Here is a 20,877-nt window from a genome sequence, read left to right as displayed (position 1 = left end):
GCGGTGGATATGAATTTTTCAATCACAGCCTTTCTCTACTTAAGCCTAGTCGGGGATTTGCAATTTTGCTTAACAATTATGAATTTATTGTAAAAGTGACATTTGAATCACTCTTTTATTAAGGACGAATTTATGTCGTGAATAGGTGCAATAGAAATCAAATATTTGGCAAAGACAGAAGAGTCTCAGTGATTCGTTGTTCTACATTGAGCAAGGTAAGTGAAAGAGGTAGGAAGAGAGCAAAGTCTTAGATAAGTTTGTGACAGGGTAAATAACAAGGAGAGCGGGCGCTCTCCTCATCTTAGACGACCATTTTATGCGCTGAAGATTTGCGCTAGTTCGTTTTCACATAAATGATACTGACGAGGGCAGTTACGCCAAGTTTGCAGCATACGGCGGTATTTATCTAGCATCGGCATTTGGCTGTTAAAGTGATGATCTGCCTTGTCAAACTGAGGGTACAAACCTTCAGAATCGATGAGAAAACGTACGTAATGTACTTGTTGCGCTTCTGAAGCGATATCAAATCCCAAGAACTTCAAGCGGCGCTGATCTACGTTGCTGCGGTCTTCATTGTCTAGCATGTTGTAAGATTCTTGCATCGCATGATACATCTCCATAACGTCGATGATCTCACGACATTCTGCTTCTGAGAGGCAGCCGAAATCTTTGTTCAACTCTCGCATTTGTAGTTCATAACCACGTTCAACGATCGTTTGTAAGCGTTTGTATTTGGCCGCATTACTTGGATCAAGTTGAGACATAAGGTTGTATTGGTTTGATAGAATCAAACGTTGAGCGTTTGACATTTCCATGGTGACCTCACTAGATATCTAATACATTTTTAATGTGCTTAGGTTAACGCTTAAGACATGAGTGAAACATGATCTCAACACATATTTAATACTAAAAAATGGCAAGAACTGTCACTTTTGACCAGTTTGAAAACACTTATTTATGGTAATGATTGTATATGTAGTCTCGGTCTGAAAATACTCTCAGCCACTCTGGCTTGAATACGGTTAAAACCGCCAGTGCCATACCATTTAGTAGACCTTCAGGAAAGGCGAGCAACGGCACAAAAACAAAGTAGTTATGTTGAATGGTTTCCCAATCGTAGTGACCAACTGATAGGTGATAAAAAGAGTTAATGATGAGGTGCAGACTTCCTGTTATCGCGCCATTGAAAAATCCAGCAACGAAGATGAAAACAAAAATGTTTCGTGGCAAGTAGTGGTAACTCAGAAGAAACACTAAGTAACTAATGAAAATCGGAATTAGGGCTGATAGAACTAACGACGTGGGTAAGAGTAGCAAGGACACATCATGTAGTAGGTGGTTGACCAACATAGCGGGAATGCTGAGTAGAAATGCCATGCGCCAACCATACATCATCGTCAGCGTTGTTAGTGCAAGAAAATGAATCTGTAATCCTTCTTTTACACCTGCTTGAGCTGTCCATAAAATACTGAAAAAGAAGAGCGTTGCAAAAACGAGGTGCTGAAATCCTTTTTCTTTTTCCAGTTTGGGCCAAACGACTTTTTTCCAATCTGGTAGGCAGTAGACTACTACTATCCAAATTGAGACAACAAGAGAGCCTAAGTTAAACAAATCCATGTTACTTCCTTCCTATGCGAACATGACGCAATCATTTCTATCGTTCTTTTTATACCTAAATGACCGCAGAGAAACTCACTGATAAGGCTTAGATATAATCAAAAAAATACCAGCAATAAGCTGGTATTTTAAAGAGGTTAGTCTTGCGGTTCACTTAGTATTTTACGTTATCGTTGTATTGAGCAAGAATGGATTGAATTTCATCCATGGTTTCTTTCGGTGGCGGGTTTACGCCTTCGAGTGGGTATTCTAAGCCTAACGCTTCCCACTTATGAGCCCCTAATTTGTGGTAAGGAAGTAACTCGACCTTTTCGATGTTATCCATGTCTTTAATAAATTCACCAAGCATGTGTGCTGCTTCTGGGTCATCTGTGTAACCAGGCACGACGACATAGCGAATCCATGTTTTCTTTCCGATTTTTTGCAAGTAACGAGCAAAGTCCAATGTGCGTCGGTTGGATACACCAATGAGATCTTGGTGCACTTCGTCTTTCATGTGTTTGATGTCAAGCATGACTAAGTCTGTTGCATCCAGTACTTCATCGATAACATCAGTGTGCTTACGAACATAACCGTTAGTATCTAGACATGTATGAATGCCTTCGGCTTTAGCAGCGCGGAAAAAATCACGTACGAATTCCGGTTGAAGCATCGCTTCGCCGCCAGAACAAGTAACGCCACCGCCTGATGCATTCATGAAGTGGCGGTAACTTTTCGCTTCGGAAATGATTTCTTCAACCGTGACTTCTTTGCCATCATGCGTGTCCCAAGTATCGCGGTTATGGCAATACTTACAGCGCATTAAACAACCTTGCAAGAAGACGATAAATCGAATACCAGGTCCGTCTACGGTACCACATGACTCAAATGAGTGAATACGACCAGCTGTTGACATCTTTTGCTCTCATTACTAGTAAATTCTAGCTGTTATTTTATTACAAAAAGCAGGGTTAAAACAGCTTTGTCGGTACTAAAGGCAAGGTTATTTGAAGAAAGAAAATAGATGGAGCCAATCTACATAAACGCTTGAACACGAGGTGGTTAATACCTACCCCGAGAACTTGCCGTGTATCTAGATTGACTTCGATGCTGGGATAATCCAGTTTTTATAAAAAGGCGAACACGGAGAACGAGCCTGTCCCATAAACATCGGTTTGGGCTTCTTCATAATCCGGTGTTTTAATTGTAAAGGTGATGCTTGCACCGTAATTTTGGTTGTACCAAGATACCCCCGCGACGGCACTTGCTTGCCAATTTTGCAGAGTGACGTCGTATGGCGCTGATGGTTCAGGAATGCCAGGACGATCTCCTTCGATAGTCATGTCATTAAAGCGGTAACGACCTTCAAATCCGGTGAACAAGAACCAACTCGACGTGTTCTGAGCGATCATACTTGCTGAAAAAGGGCTTTCGACACTGATATTGGCGGCTCCGATGCTATTCGCTAGGTTTGTACCCCAACGAAACATGACGCCTTGAGAGACATCACTACGGAAGTTACCCGCATTGATGTCGTTAATGTTGGTGATCTCCCATTGTGTTTTTTGTTCTTCGCTGCGCATCAATTTGTTAAATACGCGGTAACCAAGGCTGAACGCAACTTTATCTTCAATCTGGTAATCCCAACCTTGAGGGTCCGTCGATCCTGTTATGCCGTGAACGATTTCTTGCGCCTTTTCTGATAGCGAACTTTCACCCGTAGCTCCTATGGTGAAATTGTACCGTACAGCTTTGTCACTCGTTAGGGAAAGGTAGTTGATTTCGGTGTGTAGGTAACCGGCATATGGGCGATCATTGATTAGTGGATAATCGGCTTCAATGTCGCTTGGAGTCCACATTTTGTGGCCAAGAACCAACTCTATTTTATCGATATTGGCGTGCTCTGAGTTAGCTAGACTCAGCCATTTCCATTGGCTTTCTTGTATCAGTTGGTCTGTCGCGTACGAAAGGAAAACACCATTCGTATAGTCTTGATCGACGCCAAAAATACCATCGTTGTCGATGGTAAAAGAAACCGTAGACTTAGTGGATGCTATTGCAACTGGAGAAAGAAGGGTAAGAATAATTAATTTACTAAATCTCATAGACTTTATTTGCTAACTTTTTTCGCATCATACGTAAGAATGCGGGCAAAAGTCTTTCGCGATATCACAACTTTCATTCAAGAAATAAAAAAGGCTGATGCTACTTAGCATCAGCCTTTGTTGTATTACTAGAACGTTATTTCGCTATAGTCTTATAGAGACTCAGTGAATGTACGCGCGATTACGTCAGCTTGTTGCTCTGCAGTTAGAGAGTTGAAGCGAACAGCGTAACCAGATACACGGATTGTTAGCTGAGGGTATTTCTCTGGGTGCTTAACTGCGTCTTCTAGAGTTTCACGGTTAAGAACGTTCACGTTTAGGTGTTGGCCACCTTCGATACCCGCTTCGTGGTGGAAGTAACCATCCATAAGACCAGCAAGGTTAGCGCGTTGTGAACCCTCATCTTTACCTAGCGCGTTAGGTACGATAGAGAATGTGTAAGAGATACCATCTTGTGCGTCAGCAAACGGCAGTTTAGCAACTGAAGTTAGTGATGCTACAGCACCTTTCTCGTCACGACCGTGCATTGGGTTTGCACCTGGAGCAAATGGAGCACCAGCACGACGACCGTCAGGCGTGTTACCAGTTTTCTTACCGTAAACCACGTTTGAAGTGATAGTAAGAATTGACTGAGTAGGGATTGCATCACGGTAAGTCTTAAGCTTACGGATTTTGCCCATAAATACAGAAACAAGTTCACATGCAATGTCATCAACGCGTGGGTCGTTGTTACCGAATTTAGGGTAATCGCCTTCGATTTCGAAGTCGATTGCTAGACCGTCTTCGTCACGAATTGGCTTAACTTTTGCGTATTTAATTGCAGATAGTGAGTCAGCCGCAACAGATAGACCAGCAATACCACAAGCCATAGTACGTTTAACGTCACGGTCGTGTAGAGCCATTAGTGCCGCTTCGTAGCTGTACTTATCGTGCATGAAGTGGATAGCGTTTAGTGCAGTCACATATTGTTTCGCTAGCCAATCCATGAAGTGGTCCATTTTCTCCCACAGTTCATCGTAGTTAAGAACATCGCCTTCGATCTTAGGCATTTGTGGGCCAACTTGGATTTTTAGCTTCTCATCCACACCACCGTTGATGGTGTAAAGCATTGTTTTCGCAAGGTTCGCACGAGCACCGAAGAACTGCATTTGCTTACCAACAACCATTGGGGATACACAACATGCGATCGCGTAGTCGTCAGAGTTCATGTCTGGACGCATTAGGTCGTCATTTTCGTACTGAATAGAAGAAGTATCGATAGATACTTTCGCACAGAACTTCTTGAAGCCTTCAGGTAGTTGCTCAGACCAAAGAACAGTGATGTTTGGCTCTGGAGAAGGACCCATAGTGTATAGTGAGTTTAGGAAACGGAAGTTTGTACGAGTAACTAGCGTACGACCGTCAAGACCCATACCACCCATAGACTCAGTTGCCCAGATAGGGTCGCCAGAGAATAGATCATCGTACTCAGGAGTACGTAGGAAACGAACCATACGTAGTTTCATTACGAAGTGGTCGATCATTTCCTGAGCTTGTTCTTCAGTTAGCTTACCAGCCGCGATATCACGTTCGATGAAGATGTCTAGGAACGTAGAAGTACGACCTAGAGACATAGCCGCACCGTTTTGAGATTTAACAGCAGCTAGGTAACCGAAGTAAGTCCACTGAATAGCTTCTTGCGCAGTTTCAGCAGGACGAGAAATATCACAACCGTATTTTGCAGCCATTTCTTTGATTTGACCTAGAGCACGGTGTTGCTCTGCGATCTCTTCACGAAGCTGCATTGTCATTTGTAGGTCTTCGCCGTTCTCAAAACGCTCTTGTAGAGAAGAGAACTGCGCGAATTTATCCTTCATTAGGAAGTCAATACCGTATAGAGCAACACGACGGTAGTCACCGATGATACGACCACGACCGTATGCATCTGGAAGACCAGTCAGTACGCCAGATTTACGACACGCCATGATTTGAGGAGTGTAGATATCGAAAACGCCTTGGTTGTGAGTTTTACGGTATTCTGTGTAGATTTTTTTAACTTGTGGGTCTAGCTCGCGGTCGTAGGCTTTGCATGAACCTTCAACCATGCGGATACCACCGTTAGGGATGATCGCACGTTTTAGAGGAGCGTCAGTTTGAAGACCTACGATAGTTTCTAGGTCTTTTTCGATGTAGCCTGCATCGTGAGCAGTGATGGTAGAGATAACTGAAGTATCAAAATCAACAGGAGCGTGAGTCGCGTTCTCTTGTTTGATGCCTTCCATTACCTTAGCCCAAAGCTTGTTAGTCGCTTCAGTACCTTCAGAAACTAGGAAAGATTCGTCGCCTTCGTACGGAGTGTAGTTCTTCTGAATGAAATCACGAACGTTTACTTCGTTTTGCCAGTCGCCTGCAGCAAAACCTTCCCAAGCTTTAGCAAATTGCTCTGCCATGACATACCTACCTTTTTAGTAGAAAAAAATACGTACTGCTTCGCCGTTGAGCCAGCTATCCCCAGATAAAAGAGGGGAACAGTACACTCTTATGAATAACAATATTTATAGTCTTAAATTTACGTATTCGATTTACAAAACTATAAATATTGTCACTAGTTTTAACGTTTCTCTTTTTAAGCAACAGTTAGAGGTTAAACTAAAATTTTTTTGCAAACCTTAAACTAAATCAATAAATCCTCAAAAATCTCGATAAAAATGGGGTAGCGACGAGCGCTACCCACAAATTTCTGGACTGCTAGCTTATAGCCAAGCTTGGATGCCATACTGGCCTTCAAGCATACCAACTGCAAGCATAGCAACTAAACAGATAACAAGTACGCTTACTGGGATCACAATCTTGTCTACAAATGATAGGCGAGACGCGCGCTCTTTATCTCCAATTAAACCGTTGTTATCTAAAAGCATAGTTAGTGCCCAAGCTAGAACTGGATTAACAACGGCAGAACCAAAGATACAAATGCCTGCTGCTTGTGAGTCTTTCGAGTCCTTCACCATCTGCATGCCAGCTTCAAGCAGTGGTAGAGATACACCAACGAGAAGAGCAACGCGCATAACTGGAGGCCATACTGCAACGTCCATAGGAAAACCAAGGATTGCAACAATAATACATAGAGAGCCTAGTAAGATGGCACCAGCAGGAATAGGGCGTTTCGCGATTGCAGCAGGGATCATGTAAGTCCCCCAAGATGATGTGATGTTACCACCACCCACTGCAGTACCGACCATTTGGCGAACGGAACACATTGTCATTGTGTCATCAACGTCCATCAGCACTTTCTCACTCTTACGTGGGTAGTTCATCTCTTGGAAGATACGGTGACCCAAGAAGTCAGGTGACCACATTGCTACCGCAAGAATGGCGAATGGTAGTGAAGCGATGAAGTGTTCCATATTAGGAAGACCAAGCATCCAACCTTCTTCTGTTGAACCCCACCAGTAGATTGGATTTAGGTTTGGAAGGCCTGTCTCGGTTACGAATTTAATATCGAAGCCTGCGCCAAGAGCAAGTGCGATTGCAAGCCCAGTGAAGGCACAAACAGGGATCGCTAGCCAGCGTTTGTTCACTTTAGCAAGGAACGCGTATAAGCCAATGGTAACCGCAAGAACAATTAGACCGATGTAACCCATGCTACCAGCGGCAACCGTATCGGATTGCAAACCAACAGCCCAAGCTTGAATAGAGTTAATTTGGCTCATGGTTCCGGTTAAACCTAGGAAAATAAGAAGGCCACCAGCCGTACCTTCAGAGGTGAGGTTAACCAGTTTTGACCCACCTTTTAAGAGGCTCAAAATCAAACCAAACACACCAATGAGAATTGCTAATGCAAGAGGATGAGCACCAGCAAGAGCGATGGTACCAATAAGAGGGATCATTGGGCCGTGGTTGCCTGCTAGGTTGGCTTTAGGGTTAATAAAACCAGAGGCAAGTACACAGAAAAGAAGTGCAGGGATGAGCATTTCTACACGCGCAACTTCGATAGCAAAGTCCTTGCCTAAGTTTACGTGGTCCCATGCTGCAGTAAGACCTTCAGCCCAAGACATCATTACCGCAGAGTACATTGCGATAATACCGATAGTACCAGCAAGTGCTGGAACAAGGTCTTCAAGCTCAAAGCGGAAGTCACGACCTGGCAAGTTCAAGCCAAAACGACGTGGCTTCATGATTTGTAGTTCGTGGTCTAGGTAGTCTGAACGGCTTGCGAACTCAGATGCTGGACGATGAAGCTCACGGTAGCTCTTGGTCTCGATATCTGAATCAGAGTGCGTTTTGTTAACTGCGTCTGACATAGATTCCTCATATATTTAAAAGTTATGAATTCTTCATTCAATTGTGTTAGTCCGCATCCTGCGGCACGCTTATGCTAGCTATTATTAGATTTGTTACACGTCGACACTGTGCCTAAGCATAGCTAATAACTTATTGTGTTGAGGCACAAAAAAAGCCTCATCTTTTGGCAGGAGTCTAGCAAGATAGCCATTTAGGGTGATTGATTTAGATCACTTTAAGAATGGTTGTGAAATAAAACTACAGAAAGTTTCTGGCATGCGAATGAGATGCGGAGAACTTGTGTAATTTCATTACACAAGTTGCATAAAATTAGAACTTTTTGTCCTTTTGCACGAGATGCAGATTAAATGTCAATATTCACGATGATTATATAAAGCTGGCTTTATTCTTGCTTTGGACAGAGCAAAGACAATTTTTTGGCTAATCATTGCCGCTCAGTTTAGGAAAAAGACATGAAACAGCTTAAAGTACTGCCACTAGTGGCAATCATCTCAGGGTTAATGGTCGGTTGTGGCGGCGGTGGCGGCGGTGGCGGTAGTTCCACACCAAGAACTACATTCACTTTTACTTTTGCAGCTCCAAATGTCATTAGTGAAACAAATGCACAAAAAGACAGCTGTACTATTTACGACCGAAGAGTAGATGGCAACGGCATCGAGCAGGTATTGACCTATCAACCAGCCGTAAGTGCACAGCTAACAGGAGGTAAGGTCGTCGGTTTCTATTCAGACAAGAATGGTGTCCGTCAAGGCGACTTTATCTACCCATCAGGCACTACTTTGAAATTTGTTCTAGAAGACATTCCTGAGGACGGCTATTTTACTTATCAGTTGCTTGATGCTTCTGGAACAGTATTTACGGCAAACAGCTTCGGTCGAGATTTTTTAAAGGACAATAACCTTAGAAACTCAACGTTCTCAATGAATCGAGAGGCGGTGTCTGCTTGCAATAAAAATGGCAACTTCCGTAAGGCTACCCGAACTGACCTTAAATATGAAGCAACGGAGGCTGGTGGCTTAGAGTACAACTTCATATCTAAAATTGCGAAAGAGTCTAAGCCTACCTATTCTATTGATTCTTTGGATGTAAGAGCAATTGGTTCGAAGATGGAGTCGACAGTCGTGCTACAATATGCAGACGCAGCGAAAACAGAACTGCACCAGTATGGTATTCGCGATTGGTCGAGTGAATCACCATTGCCGTTGGTTGGCATGAATGGTTCTTCTCCAATCTTGAACCCAACACTTTTTAAATATGACACTTTAGACATCAGTGTACTTGTTGGTGATTACAACTACGAAGTTGCAGAGCTACCTATGTCAACGACGAAGTTCTACCACCCGCTTGAGCCAAAAACGGAAACTTGGACTTACAGTGTTGCAGCTGAAAAACCTATCAATGGTTGGACGGTAGTGCTGAACCAAAAGATGTATCAGGACGCAAATTGGGATATCTCAATTGATCCAAGCGCTTACTACAACCTAAATGCTCTGCCTGCGTCGCATGTGGTGAGAGGCTCAACTATTGATACTGGTTTTGCTTTCACTGACCAAGATAAAGGCTTTAGCCGCCTTGCATATCGTGCAGAGTCTAACTCTGGAACACTACACCGAGTAACACACAAGATATTTACAACTTTAGAGAGTGATGTCGTTGTTCCGGAGTTGTTCTACTACACATTCGATGACAGTGTGAAGCAAGATTTGAAAGTTTCTTCTAAAAGTGATTTCTCACAATCTATTGTCGTGGAGTCTGCTGAAGCAAACCTAAATAGCTATGACTTTGTTTCTCTTTTCTCTCATGGTGATGTGACCGATCTTAAAGTGGATCACGATGGTCTTGTGATCAGTGAAGTTGATTCTGAGAAGGTCAATACGAATGCTCAGAAATCTGATTTTATGGTATTGGTTAAGTAGCGTCTTAACACTTTTGTAAATTTATTAAGCCCCTTTGAAAGGGGCTTTTTTATATTTAATATTCAACTTTTGAAGAATATGTTGCTATATATTGCATATTAATTTGTCTATCGTATCTTTCTATTCGAATTATTTAGGTTAATAATTTGTTGCAAGTTTCAGAGGGCGGTGCTAATTTGTTCCGAATTAGAGAGGGCGGAGTCCCTTAATTGCAGTGACAAAAACACAGGGAGTAGGGCGCATGAATGATGTACCAGCGCTAGATATAAAAGACCTGCACAAAACATTTGGACAAAATGAAGTTTTAAAAGGCATTTCACTTGCCGCGCACAAAGGAGATGTTATCTCCATCATTGGCTCTTCCGGCTCAGGTAAGAGTACCTTTCTCAGATGTATCAACTTGCTAGAAACGCCTACCGCGGGCGAAATTTGGGTAAATGGTGAATTAATCCAAATGAAGAACAACAGAGCAGGTGAATCTGTTCCTGCTAATGAAAAGCAAGTCCAACGTATTCGCTCACGCCTGGCAATGGTTTTCCAAGGTTTCAACCTCTGGTCTCACCTAACCGTACTAGAAAACGTGATTGAGGCGCCTGTTCATGTCCTAGGCGTGCCAAAAGCTCAAGCGATTGAAAACGCAGAAGTCTTGCTTAAGAAGGTAGGCTTGTATGAGCGTAAGGATTATTACCCTGGGCACTTATCTGGCGGCCAGCAGCAACGTGCAGCTATTGCCCGTGCGCTAGCAGTTGACCCAGAGGTGATGTTGTTTGACGAGCCAACTTCTGCGCTTGACCCAGAACTTGTAGGAGAAGTTCTGGGGGTAATGAGAGATTTGGCAGATGAAGGGCGAACTATGCTGGTGGTCACGCACGAAATGGCGTTTGCGCGTGACGTATCAAACCATGTGATGTTTTTACATCAAGGCTTAGTGGAAGAACAGGGAAATCCAGCTAAGCTATTTACAAACCCGGATTCAGAACGATTACAGCAGTTTATCTCATCCATTTACTAATATTTGTTAGGCGGCAGACTATTGCCTCCTAAGCCAACACAACAAACAAAACGAAATAAAATAGCAATCACAGGAGTATGGAAATGAAAAAGTGGTTATTAGCAGCAACGATTGCTGCAACGGCAGTATCAGGTGTTGCCCAAGCGAAAGAATGGAAAACAGTTCGCTTTGGTATCGAAGGTGCTTACCCTCCGTTTAGCTGGACAGAAACTGATGGCTCAATAAAAGGCTTTGACGTAGACATGGCAAATGCACTCTGTGAAGAGATGCAAGTGAAGTGCAAAATCGTCGCTCAAGATTGGGATGGTATTATTCCTTCTCTGCTTGCACGTAAGTACGATGCCATCATCGCAGCAATGTCTATCACTGAAGAGCGCAAGAAAAAAGTCGATTTCACTGGCAAGTACGCACAAATTCCAAATAAATTTATCGCTAAGAAAGGTGCGGGTCTAGATTTTGATAATCTTAAAGATGTCAAAATTGGCGTGCAACGTGCGACGACACATGACAAGTACTTAACTGACAACTACGGCGATGATGTTGAAATTGTGCGTTATGGCTCTTTTGATGAAGCGTATCTTGATCTAGAAAATGGTCGAATTGCTGCTGTTTTAGGTGATGCTTCTGCTCTAGAAGAGGGTGTGATCAACAAAGCAGGTGGCGAAGCTTATGAGTTTGTTGGACCGTCGTTAACCGATCCAAAATGGTTTGGTGAAGGTATGGGTATCGCTGTTCGTAAACAAGACAAAGATCTGACGAAGAAACTCGACGCAGCAATTATTTCACTACGTGAGAAAGGTGTTTACCAAGAAATTGCTGGTAAATACTTTAACTACGATGTGTACGGTGAATAAACCGTAATTAAGCGACCGTTGGCTTGTTCCTAGAAGTAGTCAACGGTCGATTTTTTGAGTTTAGGGATTAGGAACTCACCTATGCTAGATTTACAAGGATACGAAGCTTCGATTTTGAAAGGAGCTTTAGTAACAATAGAAGTTGCAGTGCTTTCACTCATTCTCGCCATGGTCTTAGGCATGCTTGGCGCATTAGCTAAGTTAGCACCTTACAAATGGGCAAGGGCGATTGCCACTCTTTACACCACAGTCATTCGCGGCATTCCAGATTTGGTTCTGATGATGCTGATTTTCTTTGGTGGACAAATACTTTTAAATAACAGCCTTTACTCCATTAACGAAACGCTTAACGAGTGGTTTGCCTCGAGTGATCCAAACCATGAATGGACGTCTTACTTACCTGATTATATTGATGTCAGCCCATTTATTGCTGGTGTACTCACGATTGGTTTTATCTTTGGCGCCTACATGGCGGAGACTTTTCGTGGAGCGATCATGGCGGTGGACAAAGGTGAGCTAGAAGCGGCGAAAGCTTATGGGATGAGTTCTGCTTTATCGTTTAGAAGAATCTTACTGCCTCAGATGATTCGTCATGCATTACCTGGATTTGGTAATAACTGGTTAGTGTTACTTAAGACCACTGCGTTAGTTTCCATTATTGGTCTGGATGACATGGTGAGAATGAGCTCATTGGCAGCAGGTACAACGAAAATGCCGTTCACCTTTTACATGGCTGTCGCGCTCATCTTTCTATTTTTTACCAGCGTTTCGACCGGGCTACTCAAGCTTGTTGAGCGTAAGTTCAGTATTCACGCGAGGTAAGTTATGGACTTTTCTTTGATTATTGAAAGCTTTCCAACTTATCTTCAGGGACTTTGGACAACAGTTTGGTTAGTGGGATTAGCGTTGGTTATTGGCTTGTGTGTCTCTATCCCATTAGCCGTGGCACGCAATAGTACCAATTACGCTCTAAGCTTACCTTCTTGGGGATTCATTTACTTTTTCCGTGGAACGCCGCTATTGGTTCAGCTGTATTTGATTTACTACGGCATGGATCAGTTTTTCCCTGTGAAAGATACCTTGTGGGAGAACGCTTGGTTTTGTGCTTTGGTCGCTTTTATTCTGAATACATCGGCTTACACCGCAGAAATTATTCGTGGTGCGATTAATGGTTTGCCGAAAGGTGAGGTGGAAGCTGCGAAAGCCTATGGCATGAGTAAGTTTATGACATACAGACGTATTATCTTGCCGAGTGCATTGCGTCGAGCATTACCAGCTTATTCCAACGAGGTCATATTTATGCTGCACGGAAGTGCAGTCGCGGGCATCGTTACCATCATGGATTTAACTGGTGCTGCGCGTCTAGTTAACTCGCGCTACTATGCACCATTTGAGTCTTTCCTGACGGCGGGGCTGTTCTACATGGCACTGACGTTTATGATCTTGTGGTGTTTCAAAGTGGCAGAGAAGCGTTTCTTAGCTTATCTGCGTCCTTTAAGCTAATTATCAATAGAGGCAATAGCACCGGAATGGGTGCTATTGCTTTTGATAATTTTGTTATCTTCATTCCTATTTTTCCAGCCGATGTAAAAGACTCTTTCTTATTATTCATTAACTTACATTAACATTCGGTAAACTCATTGTTTAGTAAGTAAAAATGAAAAAAACAATTCTATCGTTGGGCATTGCCGCCTTAGCCACAGGATGTGGTGGGGGAGAGGGAGAATCACAACCTAATGCTCAAGTAAAACCAACGCCAGCTCCAGTTCAACAAGCTCTTGAAACTGGTAATGCACTGCTCGTTTCTGACCCGAGCGATTTCATTCGTGAAAGTCGTCAGGTTGTGGAAGCTCACAAGATGCAGTCGAATACGATCAAATCTGCAATTGCGAAAAGCCTTTCAGGTCTTTATTGGGATCCAACCCATGATGCCGCGATCTTGGCACCTCAGTATGGCTTCAACGACACCATCTTGATGACCAATAAGGCCATGGCAAGCGGTTACAAAGATCAAGCTCTGTCAATTGGCGTTGCCGGGGAAAAGTCTAATGGTCAACGTTACGCACTATTAGGTAGTAACCCATTTAGAACGGCACAACGTTTTCCCGACTCTTCCAACGCAGCGATGACGCAATGGTTAAGTAACCTGGTCACTTGGTTGTCGGGCGGAGTTACTTCAAACGTCGTCATCGCGCAAATGGATCAGTCTTATTACTTTCCGGATGAGCAAGCGACTCGGAATTGGCTGAAAGACAATGTTTCACAAGAGCTGGCGTTTAACGAGGCCAACCTATGCGATGGTTCGAAGCTACTTAGCTGCTTGCAAACCAATACTCCAAACTTATTGATCTTGTCACAGCATCTGCAATCTGGAGATACCAACAAACCAGTACTCGAAGCTTTGGAATACGCTGAGCAAGCCCAAATTCCTGTTCTATACCTGCATTGGGATGGAGGACTAACTGATCTTGGCCAAGACATTTTGGAAAAATTCCATGTTGATTATGTGGGAGATAACTATTGGCGTAAGTTAGGCTTGGTCGACTGGGAACCTTCATCGTTGATGAACGTTGTGCCGGACTCTGTCATCACACAACAAGCGCTGTTGTCTCGTTTTGAATCTCAAAATTTCAACGTTGACTTGTCAAAGTGTGATGACAAATCCTGCCCTGACACTGCGAATATGGACAGTCAATTTTATGCAGGGGCAAACAGCATTCGCCATTGGTTGCAAAAGCTTGATGAACAAAAAGTAGATTTGTTTAATCAAAACGGCTACCAATACGAAAAACTCATGGTATTGCTGGCTGATCATTATCGTCAAACGGTTGTCTTCCCGATGGACAAACAATCAACCCAAACGACCGAATTCCTAAAGTCGTACTTTGCCGATTACGTGCAATACAACAGCCGAAGCGTAAACCCAAAACAACCAAATATGGGGAACTTCAGCCGTAGTGAGTTTAGCCCTGACATAAAGAGAATCAGTGCAACGATTAATATAGAATCAAAGCGTAACTTCCGTTCGGCTGGTGTGTATGCGCTTCCTGGGGAAACCTTTACGGTTAAACGTAATGACAGCAATGATGTGGCGACTAAGATTGTCATCAACACTTTAAGAAGTGGTGCAACTCATGAGTTCAGCAAAGATGGATACACGCGACCAAAACTGCTGACTTCATTCGGCTATGAAGTGAAGCCGGGTGAAACCATCACGCTGACTTCTCCTTATGGTGGTCCAGTACAGGTTCACTTTGACAAAAATGATGTTCCGGTTGAACTGAAATTTAATCATGTGGCACAGCATCCAGTTTGGAGAAGTGAGAAGGACAACGACGCTTTTATTCAACAGTTAGAAGCCAATTTATTCGATTGGGCTGAGCTGATCACTCCTGGGTTTGAAGTACACTCAAAGCGCGACAAAATGTTGGAGTCGGTCAACGATGAAATGTGGTCTACCCCTTCGGAAATGGCGCTTGCAACAGAAGAATATGTTCACAACTACCCGCATGTGCTGGCAGGTTTCCAAGGGCCGGGCATAGATGAAGTGCCTGAAATTATTCAATACGCCCAAAACCAAGGTTGGGAAATCGCCAATATTGATATAGTGAAGCACATGAACGCTGACCAAGCGACGTGTGGTTATGGTTGTTCGGGTAACCCTTACGATGCTTACTGGTCATTCAGCCCACTCGGTCACGGTGATTTACATGAGCTTGGTCATGGTTTAGAAAAAGGTCGATTCCGATTTTCAGGCTGGGAAGGGCATTCAACGACCAATTACTACTCGTATTACAGTAAGTCTCGTTTCTTCCAGAATACGGGAAAAGTTTCAACTTGCCAAAGCTTGGATTTCAAAGGCCAGTTTGAATTATTGCAAGCTAGCCGAACTCAAGCGGATCCAAACGCATACATGGCTGCGCAAAATCAAACCAGTTGGAGTTGGGGCGCTCGTGTTTACATTCAAATGATGATGGCGGCGCAGCATGAAGGTGTGCTTAAAAATGGTTGGCATTTATTGGCGCGCTTGCACCTGATTGAACGTGAGTTTAACCGCTTAAAATCGGACGACGCGCTTTGGGATGAGAGACGATTGAGCATTGGTTTTGCCAACTACTCTCGGGAAGAAGCAAATAGCATCTCGAACAACGACTGGTTGCTTATTGCTCTGAGCTACATCTCTCAGCGAGATATGACTAGCTATCTCGATATGTGGGGGTTCTCGTTCACAGAAAAAGCGAAACAGCAGGTTGTGGCGCTGAATCTACCGCCGATGCCGCTCACTTACTTTGCAAGTAGTAATACAGGCTACTGTCTGAACGAATTTGCACAAACACCGATAACTGTTGATGGTCAAACGGTTTGGCCGCTGAATCAGTGATTAAATGGTAATTTGTATGAAAAAGGGAGACTGAGTCTCCCTTTTTATTGGATTAAGCTTAGCGTTGAGTCTCGCTTATAGCTTTGCAATATATTACTTAAATGTTGACCAGATTGGTGCGTGATCTGAAGGCTTCTCGATACCACGAAGCTCATAGTCGATACCAGATTCAATACACTTTTCCGCTAGAGAAGGGGTTGCCAAAATGACATCAATTCGTAGGCCACGGTTATCATCAAAACCGCGAGAACGGTAGTCAAACCACGAAAATTGATCGTTCACCTCTGGGTATAGCTTACGGAAGGTGTCCACAAAGCCCCAGTCTAGTAAGGTTTTCAACCATTCGCGCTCTTCAGGTTGGAATGAACATTTACCTGTTTTTAGCCAACGTTTACGGTTTGGCTCGCCGATACCGATATCTGCATCAATAGGGCTGATGTTGATGTCACCCATAACAATCAATTGCTCGTCGTTATTGTGATGATCGTTTAGGTAGGTCATCAGATCTTTATAGAATTGGCGCTTGTATGGGAATTTGGTTTCGTGGCTGATGTTATCCCCTTGAGGGAAGTAGCCGTTTAGCACAGTGACCTTTTCGCCGTTTTCATTTAAAAACGTTGCCATGATCATGCGCTTTTGATGTTCTTCGTTATCCGTCGGGAACCCTTTTTGTACGTGTAGAGGCTCTTGCTTACAAAGCATTGCTACGCCGTAATGTGCTTTTTGACCATGAAAATACACTTTGTAGCCCATGGCTTCGACAGCTTCAATCGGGAATGCTTCATCGTGAACTTTAATTTCCTGAAGACCAATTACATCAGGTTGGTGTTTGTCGATTAGCGCTTGGAGTTGGTGCAGTCGCGCACGTAGTCCATTGATGTTAAAGCTGATTACTTTCATTATTTATCCTTTTGGGGGCGTACTTTTTTATGAATAGTATCATTGTGTAAGAGCACTGAAAACGAGTCTCGGTGAAAGGAGTGAAACGCTCTGAGCTACTTTGCTTTTAATTTGTTTTCTAAGTCGTTTTGCACGATCTTTAAAGCGTTAAGCGCAACTTCTGGATCTATCTCATTGCTCTCAAGCAAATAGATTAAATCGACAGCCAGTTTGATCTCTTCAGGTGCGTCATCTAAAGGCGAGGTTGGTTGGTCAGCCATTATTGATGTTTTTCCCTATGTGTAATTTGGTTCTCTAGCTTAAGAAGTGCTGCTTCACAACGCGCTAAACGTTGCTCGGTTGCTAGTAATACTTTTTGAGCGTTGGCACGCATAAAACTCGGAGCGCTTTCGACAGCACGTTCTTTTTCTAACACCATCTCGCGCAAGCGCCTTGCCCACTCTTGGTGTTGAGCGAGCTCCTGATAAAGCACGTTGATAGGCTTGCGGAAATGGCTGCTATGTTTGATTTCATTCTTACGAATTTTAGTGGTAGAAATCTCGCGTTGAATCGCACCGATTTGCGCCACTAACCGTTCAGTGAGGTACTCAGCACGCAAAGCGGTGAGCTTACCTTCATTTTGCTCACGCACAATCGCATCCAGCGTGGCTTTTGCTTCTTTTACGCAAGGAGTAAGTAAGCGAGAGCGGCAACCAAATAAACGCTCATCAAAAAGCGGAACATGATGTTCGCCTCTTTGACGGTCAAGAACAGCGGCTTGCTTCGCCATTTGTTCTAGATTTTCCTGGAGTTGAGAAATGTTCATGACAAACCTACAAACCATGCGTCATAAGCCAATTTAATGGCTAGTATGCTGACGACAGTAACAAATACAGGACGAATGAATTTAGAACCAAATCTAATAGCGGAGTGCGCGCCAACAAAAGCACCAGCCATTAAACATACTCCCATTGTTAAGCCTAGCACCCAGTTGATATGTCCGAGGAATGCAAAAGTGATCAAAGAGGTAAAGTTACTGGTAAAGTTCATTGCTTTTGCTAAGCCAGAGGCGAGCAAGATATTCAGCCGGTACAGCGCCATTGAACTTACTGTCCAAAAAGCCCCAGTTCCAGGCCCTGCGAGTCCGTCGTAGAATCCTATGGATAAGCCTTGCATGTACTGTTTTTTATGAAGTTTTGGGCAAGGCTCGGGTATTGGACTTTGATGAGCAGAGTGGGGTGTTTTATGAAAAACGGTATACAACGCTGCCGCCAAAATAACAAGCGGCAATCCTTTTTCCAGCCAATCCGTACTAATCGCATCTACAAATAGCGTACCTAATGTGGCTCCGATGAGTGTTGCCACGAATGCACGCCTCCAGCATTGAGGTTTGAATAGACGTTTTTTGTAGTACGTAAATGCTGCAGTAGAAGAAGCAAAGGTAGCGGCAAGTTTATTGGTGCCTAGTGCAATATGAGGCGGCAAGCCTAGCGAAAGTAGAGCAGGTACGGTAAGCATGCCACCACCACCGGCAACTGCATCAATAAATCCTGCGACAAAAGCGACAAGCGCCAACACCAACAGCATGGTTGGCTCAATCATTTCCATAAATGGTGATTCTTCTAATATTCTATTTTACGTTTAAATGGAGGTAGTGAGTCGATTAAGGCTTGTCCGTATCGCTTAGTGACTAGGCGTCGATCAAGAATCGTTACTCTACCAGAATCTCTCTCTTTACGCAGTAAGCGACCTACGCTCTGGATCAGCTTTTTGCTTGCGTCTGGTACAGTTATTTGCATAAACGGGTTTCCTCCTTTTTTCTCAATGTATTCGGAATGAGCCTGCTCAACAGGGGAGGTTGGAACGCCAAATGGAATTTTTGTAATCACCAAGTTTTCAAGTAATTCGCCAGGTAAGTCTAGCCCCTCAGAGAAACTGCCAGTGCCAAATAAGACGCTGGTTTTATTTGATTCTATTAACTTTTTATGTTTTTTTAGAATTTCTTGACGTGAGCTTTCACCTTGAACTTGCAACGCCCAGCCTTTTTTTATGAACTCCGAAGAGAGTGCCTTCGCGACTTGGTTCATCTGCCAATAGGATGAGAATAATACTAAGTTGGCTTTCTTGTCTTCCAAGTACTTAGGTAAGATCTCAATAAGATATTCAGTAAATTGAGGCGCTGGTGGTTCATATTTCATCGCAGGGATGAGTAATTCTGCCTGGTTTTGGTAATCGAATGGTGACGCAAGCGCTAAAAACTGAGTGCCTGATTCTGGTTTTCCATCAATACCAACCTGATGGCAAAAGTAATGGAAAGAGTTTAATGCACGCATCGTTGCGGAAACCAAAATGGCGCCAATACATCTGCTCCAAATCTGTTGGTCGAGTTGCCATCCAATTTCAAGTGGCGAAACACTCACAATGAAATCACCCTCGCGATCGGGGTGGGTTTCTAACCAGCGAGCTAAAGGCGCACCTTTTTCACGAGTTGGTTCAGCCATTAAATGCCATACTTGCGCTAGGTTTTCTAACCTTTGAATGTAGAAACCGAGCTCTGCAAGCGCTGGTTCAGCCAACCTTGTCGCAAGCTCCCCGTCTTTTACTCTTTCCGCAATAAGGTCGGCAATTTTTGCCACACTCTGATTTGCTTTTTTACTGAACTGTTTTAGTTCTTTGGATTGGTTCTCTAGCCACTCAGGTAGTTCACCGTGTTCGAAGCGGTAGATACCCTCTTCAAATTGAGCTGGGTCGAACTGTTTGGGCAATTGAGTCAGTGCCGGTATCAAGTTCTGAACCGCGTCTTGAAGGTCGTTGCGAAATCGAGCTACGCGTTTCTCGTCTGCGAGTGATGAAAACTTACTAATCGACTGATTTAACTTCTCAAGCCATGCTGCCGCGCCTTTTAAACTCGCAGATGCTGAAGCATGGTCACGAGCGACGTGAGGTAAGTGATGTGCCTCGTCGAAGACGTATATTGTATTTTCTGGCTCAGGTAAAATCACGCCGCCACCTAAATCTGCGTCTGCCATGACGAGAGAGTGGTTAGCAATGATGACATCGTTTTTATCCAACTCTGAGCGCGCTTTTTGGAATGGGCAGCCGCGGTGGCCTGGTAAACTGTTATTGCAACTGTGTTTATCACTGACAATCAGTTGCCAAAGCTTATCGTCGATGGGTTTAGGCCAAGAATCACGGTCACCGTCCCATTTACCTTGCGCAAGAGAGCGATGCATTGTTTCTAACAGCTCTATATCTTTTTGCTTAGGTTTGGTTTCAAACATGGCTAACTGGCCACCATCAGCACCGCTAGCAGTGGCGAGCTTTTCTGCACAACAATAGCGTTGACGGCCTTTTGCCAAAATAAAAGAAAACTCTCGGTCGGTAATCCGACGAAAAAGAGGGAGGTCTTTATTTATGAGCTGCTCTTGCAGAGCGACGGTCGCCGTTGAGATAACCACTTTCCTATTGTTATGTACAGCCACGGGAATGGTCGCCATTAGATAAGAGAGCGATTTACCAATTCCAGTCCCTGCTTCTGCAACGAGTATTCGGTTAGATTTGTGATACTGACCGCACAGCGTTTTTGCAATCTCTGCAACAAGGTAGTTTTGTGCTCTTCTAGGCACAAAGTTATCAAGTTGATCTTGAAGGTTTTGATAGCTATTACGAATCGATTTTTGAATGTTACTGGTCAGCATACGGGCCTCAAATGCGTTGGAGGCGAATAGTAGCACACATCACTAGTTGTACAGTAGTTCACAAAACGGAATGCTTTTATAAGGAATGTAGATCTCCTTCACAAAAAAATATTGAACCTAATCTTAATGAAATTAATTTCATTATATGAAAAATA

At 43.6% G+C, this 20,877-nt stretch carries 17 protein-coding genes; 6 read left to right on the top strand and 11 right to left on the bottom strand.

Annotation, left to right across the window (positions count from 1 at the left end; translation table 11 throughout):
• Nucleotides 1-314: 314 nt before the first annotated feature.
• From UQW94_RS17625 to UQW94_RS17600, 6 genes are all read right to left on the bottom strand, one after another.
• A complete protein-coding gene (locus UQW94_RS17625) occupies nt 315-815 on the bottom strand; it encodes a YfbU family protein (protein ID WP_064367974.1) in 501 nt (166 codons plus the stop codon).
• Nucleotides 816-951: 136 nt separating this feature from the next.
• Nucleotides 952-1,617 (bottom strand): energy-coupling factor ABC transporter permease, encoded by a 666-nt coding sequence (locus tag UQW94_RS17620; protein ID WP_005378445.1) that lies wholly within the window; start codon nt 1,615-1,617, stop codon nt 952-954.
• A gap of 154 nt (nt 1,618-1,771) precedes the next feature.
• Entirely contained in the window at nt 1,772-2,512 is a 741-nt protein-coding gene (gene pflA, locus UQW94_RS17615; protein ID WP_005378444.1) for a pyruvate formate lyase 1-activating protein, read from the bottom strand.
• Between the two features lie 211 nt (nt 2,513-2,723).
• On the bottom strand, nt 2,724-3,701 hold the full coding sequence (locus UQW94_RS17610) for a lipid A deacylase LpxR family protein (protein WP_322142445.1): 978 nt from the start codon (nt 3,699-3,701) through the stop codon (nt 2,724-2,726).
• A 152-nt stretch (nt 3,702-3,853) separates the two neighbouring features.
• Nucleotides 3,854-6,130, bottom strand: a complete 2,277-nt coding sequence (gene pflB / locus UQW94_RS17605) for a formate C-acetyltransferase (protein WP_005378442.1) — start codon at nt 6,128-6,130, stop codon at nt 3,854-3,856.
• A 303-nt stretch (nt 6,131-6,433) separates the two neighbouring features.
• Nucleotides 6,434-7,981: a DUF3360 family protein gene (locus tag UQW94_RS17600; RefSeq protein WP_005378441.1), complete on the bottom strand. Its 1,548-nt coding sequence runs from the start codon at nt 7,979-7,981 to the stop codon at nt 6,434-6,436.
• Between the two features lie 453 nt (nt 7,982-8,434).
• Between UQW94_RS17600 and UQW94_RS17595 the strand changes: the two genes are divergently transcribed.
• The 6 genes from UQW94_RS17595 (at nt 8,435) to UQW94_RS17570 (ending at nt 16,145) form a co-directional block, all read left to right on the top strand.
• Nucleotides 8,435-9,898 (top strand): 54K polar flagellar sheath protein A, encoded by a 1,464-nt coding sequence (locus UQW94_RS17595; protein WP_151514641.1) that lies wholly within the window; start codon nt 8,435-8,437, stop codon nt 9,896-9,898.
• 241 nt (nt 9,899-10,139) lie between these two features.
• A complete protein-coding gene (locus tag UQW94_RS17590; protein WP_005378438.1) occupies nt 10,140-10,910 on the top strand; it encodes an ABC transporter ATP-binding protein in 771 nt (256 codons plus the stop codon).
• 83 nt (nt 10,911-10,993) lie between these two features.
• Nucleotides 10,994-11,764 carry an ABC transporter substrate-binding protein gene (locus UQW94_RS17585; RefSeq protein ID WP_005378437.1) on the top strand — a complete coding sequence of 257 codons (771 nt, stop codon included), beginning with the start codon at nt 10,994-10,996 and terminating at the stop codon, nt 11,762-11,764.
• A gap of 81 nt (nt 11,765-11,845) precedes the next feature.
• Complete coding sequence (locus tag UQW94_RS17580) at nt 11,846-12,586, top strand: ABC transporter permease (protein WP_005378436.1); 741 nt, start codon at nt 11,846-11,848, stop codon at nt 12,584-12,586.
• A gap of 3 nt (nt 12,587-12,589) precedes the next feature.
• Entirely contained in the window at nt 12,590-13,267 is a 678-nt protein-coding gene (locus UQW94_RS17575) for an ABC transporter permease (RefSeq protein WP_005378435.1), read from the top strand.
• A gap of 154 nt (nt 13,268-13,421) precedes the next feature.
• The gene (locus tag UQW94_RS17570; protein ID WP_322142444.1) at nt 13,422-16,145 is read left to right on the top strand and encodes an ImpA family metalloprotease; all 2,724 of its coding nucleotides are present in this window, start codon (nt 13,422-13,424) and stop codon (nt 16,143-16,145) included.
• A gap of 93 nt (nt 16,146-16,238) precedes the next feature.
• Here UQW94_RS17570 and xthA read toward each other — a convergent pair whose 3' ends face one another.
• The 5 genes from xthA to dinG all read right to left on the bottom strand — a co-directional run bounded on the left by xthA (nt 16,239) and on the right by dinG (nt 20,722).
• On the bottom strand, nt 16,239-17,045 hold the full coding sequence (gene xthA / locus UQW94_RS17565; RefSeq protein ID WP_005378433.1) for an exodeoxyribonuclease III: 807 nt from the start codon (nt 17,043-17,045) through the stop codon (nt 16,239-16,241).
• Nucleotides 17,046-17,140: 95 nt separating this feature from the next.
• Complete coding sequence (rsmS, locus tag UQW94_RS17560; RefSeq protein ID WP_005378432.1) at nt 17,141-17,305, bottom strand: pleiotropic regulatory protein RsmS; 165 nt, start codon at nt 17,303-17,305, stop codon at nt 17,141-17,143.
• Nucleotides 17,305-17,850 (bottom strand): primosomal replication protein, encoded by a 546-nt coding sequence (locus tag UQW94_RS17555; protein WP_222712671.1) that lies wholly within the window; start codon nt 17,848-17,850, stop codon nt 17,305-17,307. Before UQW94_RS17555 ends, rsmS begins: the two co-directional genes overlap by 1 nt.
• Nucleotides 17,847-18,632, bottom strand: coding sequence for a sulfite exporter TauE/SafE family protein (locus UQW94_RS17550; RefSeq protein WP_171344559.1), 786 nt, complete (start codon nt 18,630-18,632; stop codon nt 17,847-17,849). Before UQW94_RS17550 ends, UQW94_RS17555 begins: the two co-directional genes overlap by 4 nt.
• Before the next feature lie 14 nt (nt 18,633-18,646).
• Nucleotides 18,647-20,722 carry an ATP-dependent DNA helicase DinG gene (gene dinG, locus UQW94_RS17545; RefSeq protein ID WP_017634733.1) on the bottom strand — a complete coding sequence of 692 codons (2,076 nt, stop codon included), beginning with the start codon at nt 20,720-20,722 and terminating at the stop codon, nt 18,647-18,649.
• Nucleotides 20,723-20,877 lie beyond the last annotated feature (155 nt).

Source organism: Vibrio sp. PBL-C16 (assembly GCF_034321865.1).
Classification (GTDB): Bacteria; Pseudomonadota; Gammaproteobacteria; order Enterobacterales; family Vibrionaceae; genus Vibrio; species Vibrio alginolyticus.
This window is presented reverse-complemented; position numbering and strand designations above follow the sequence as displayed.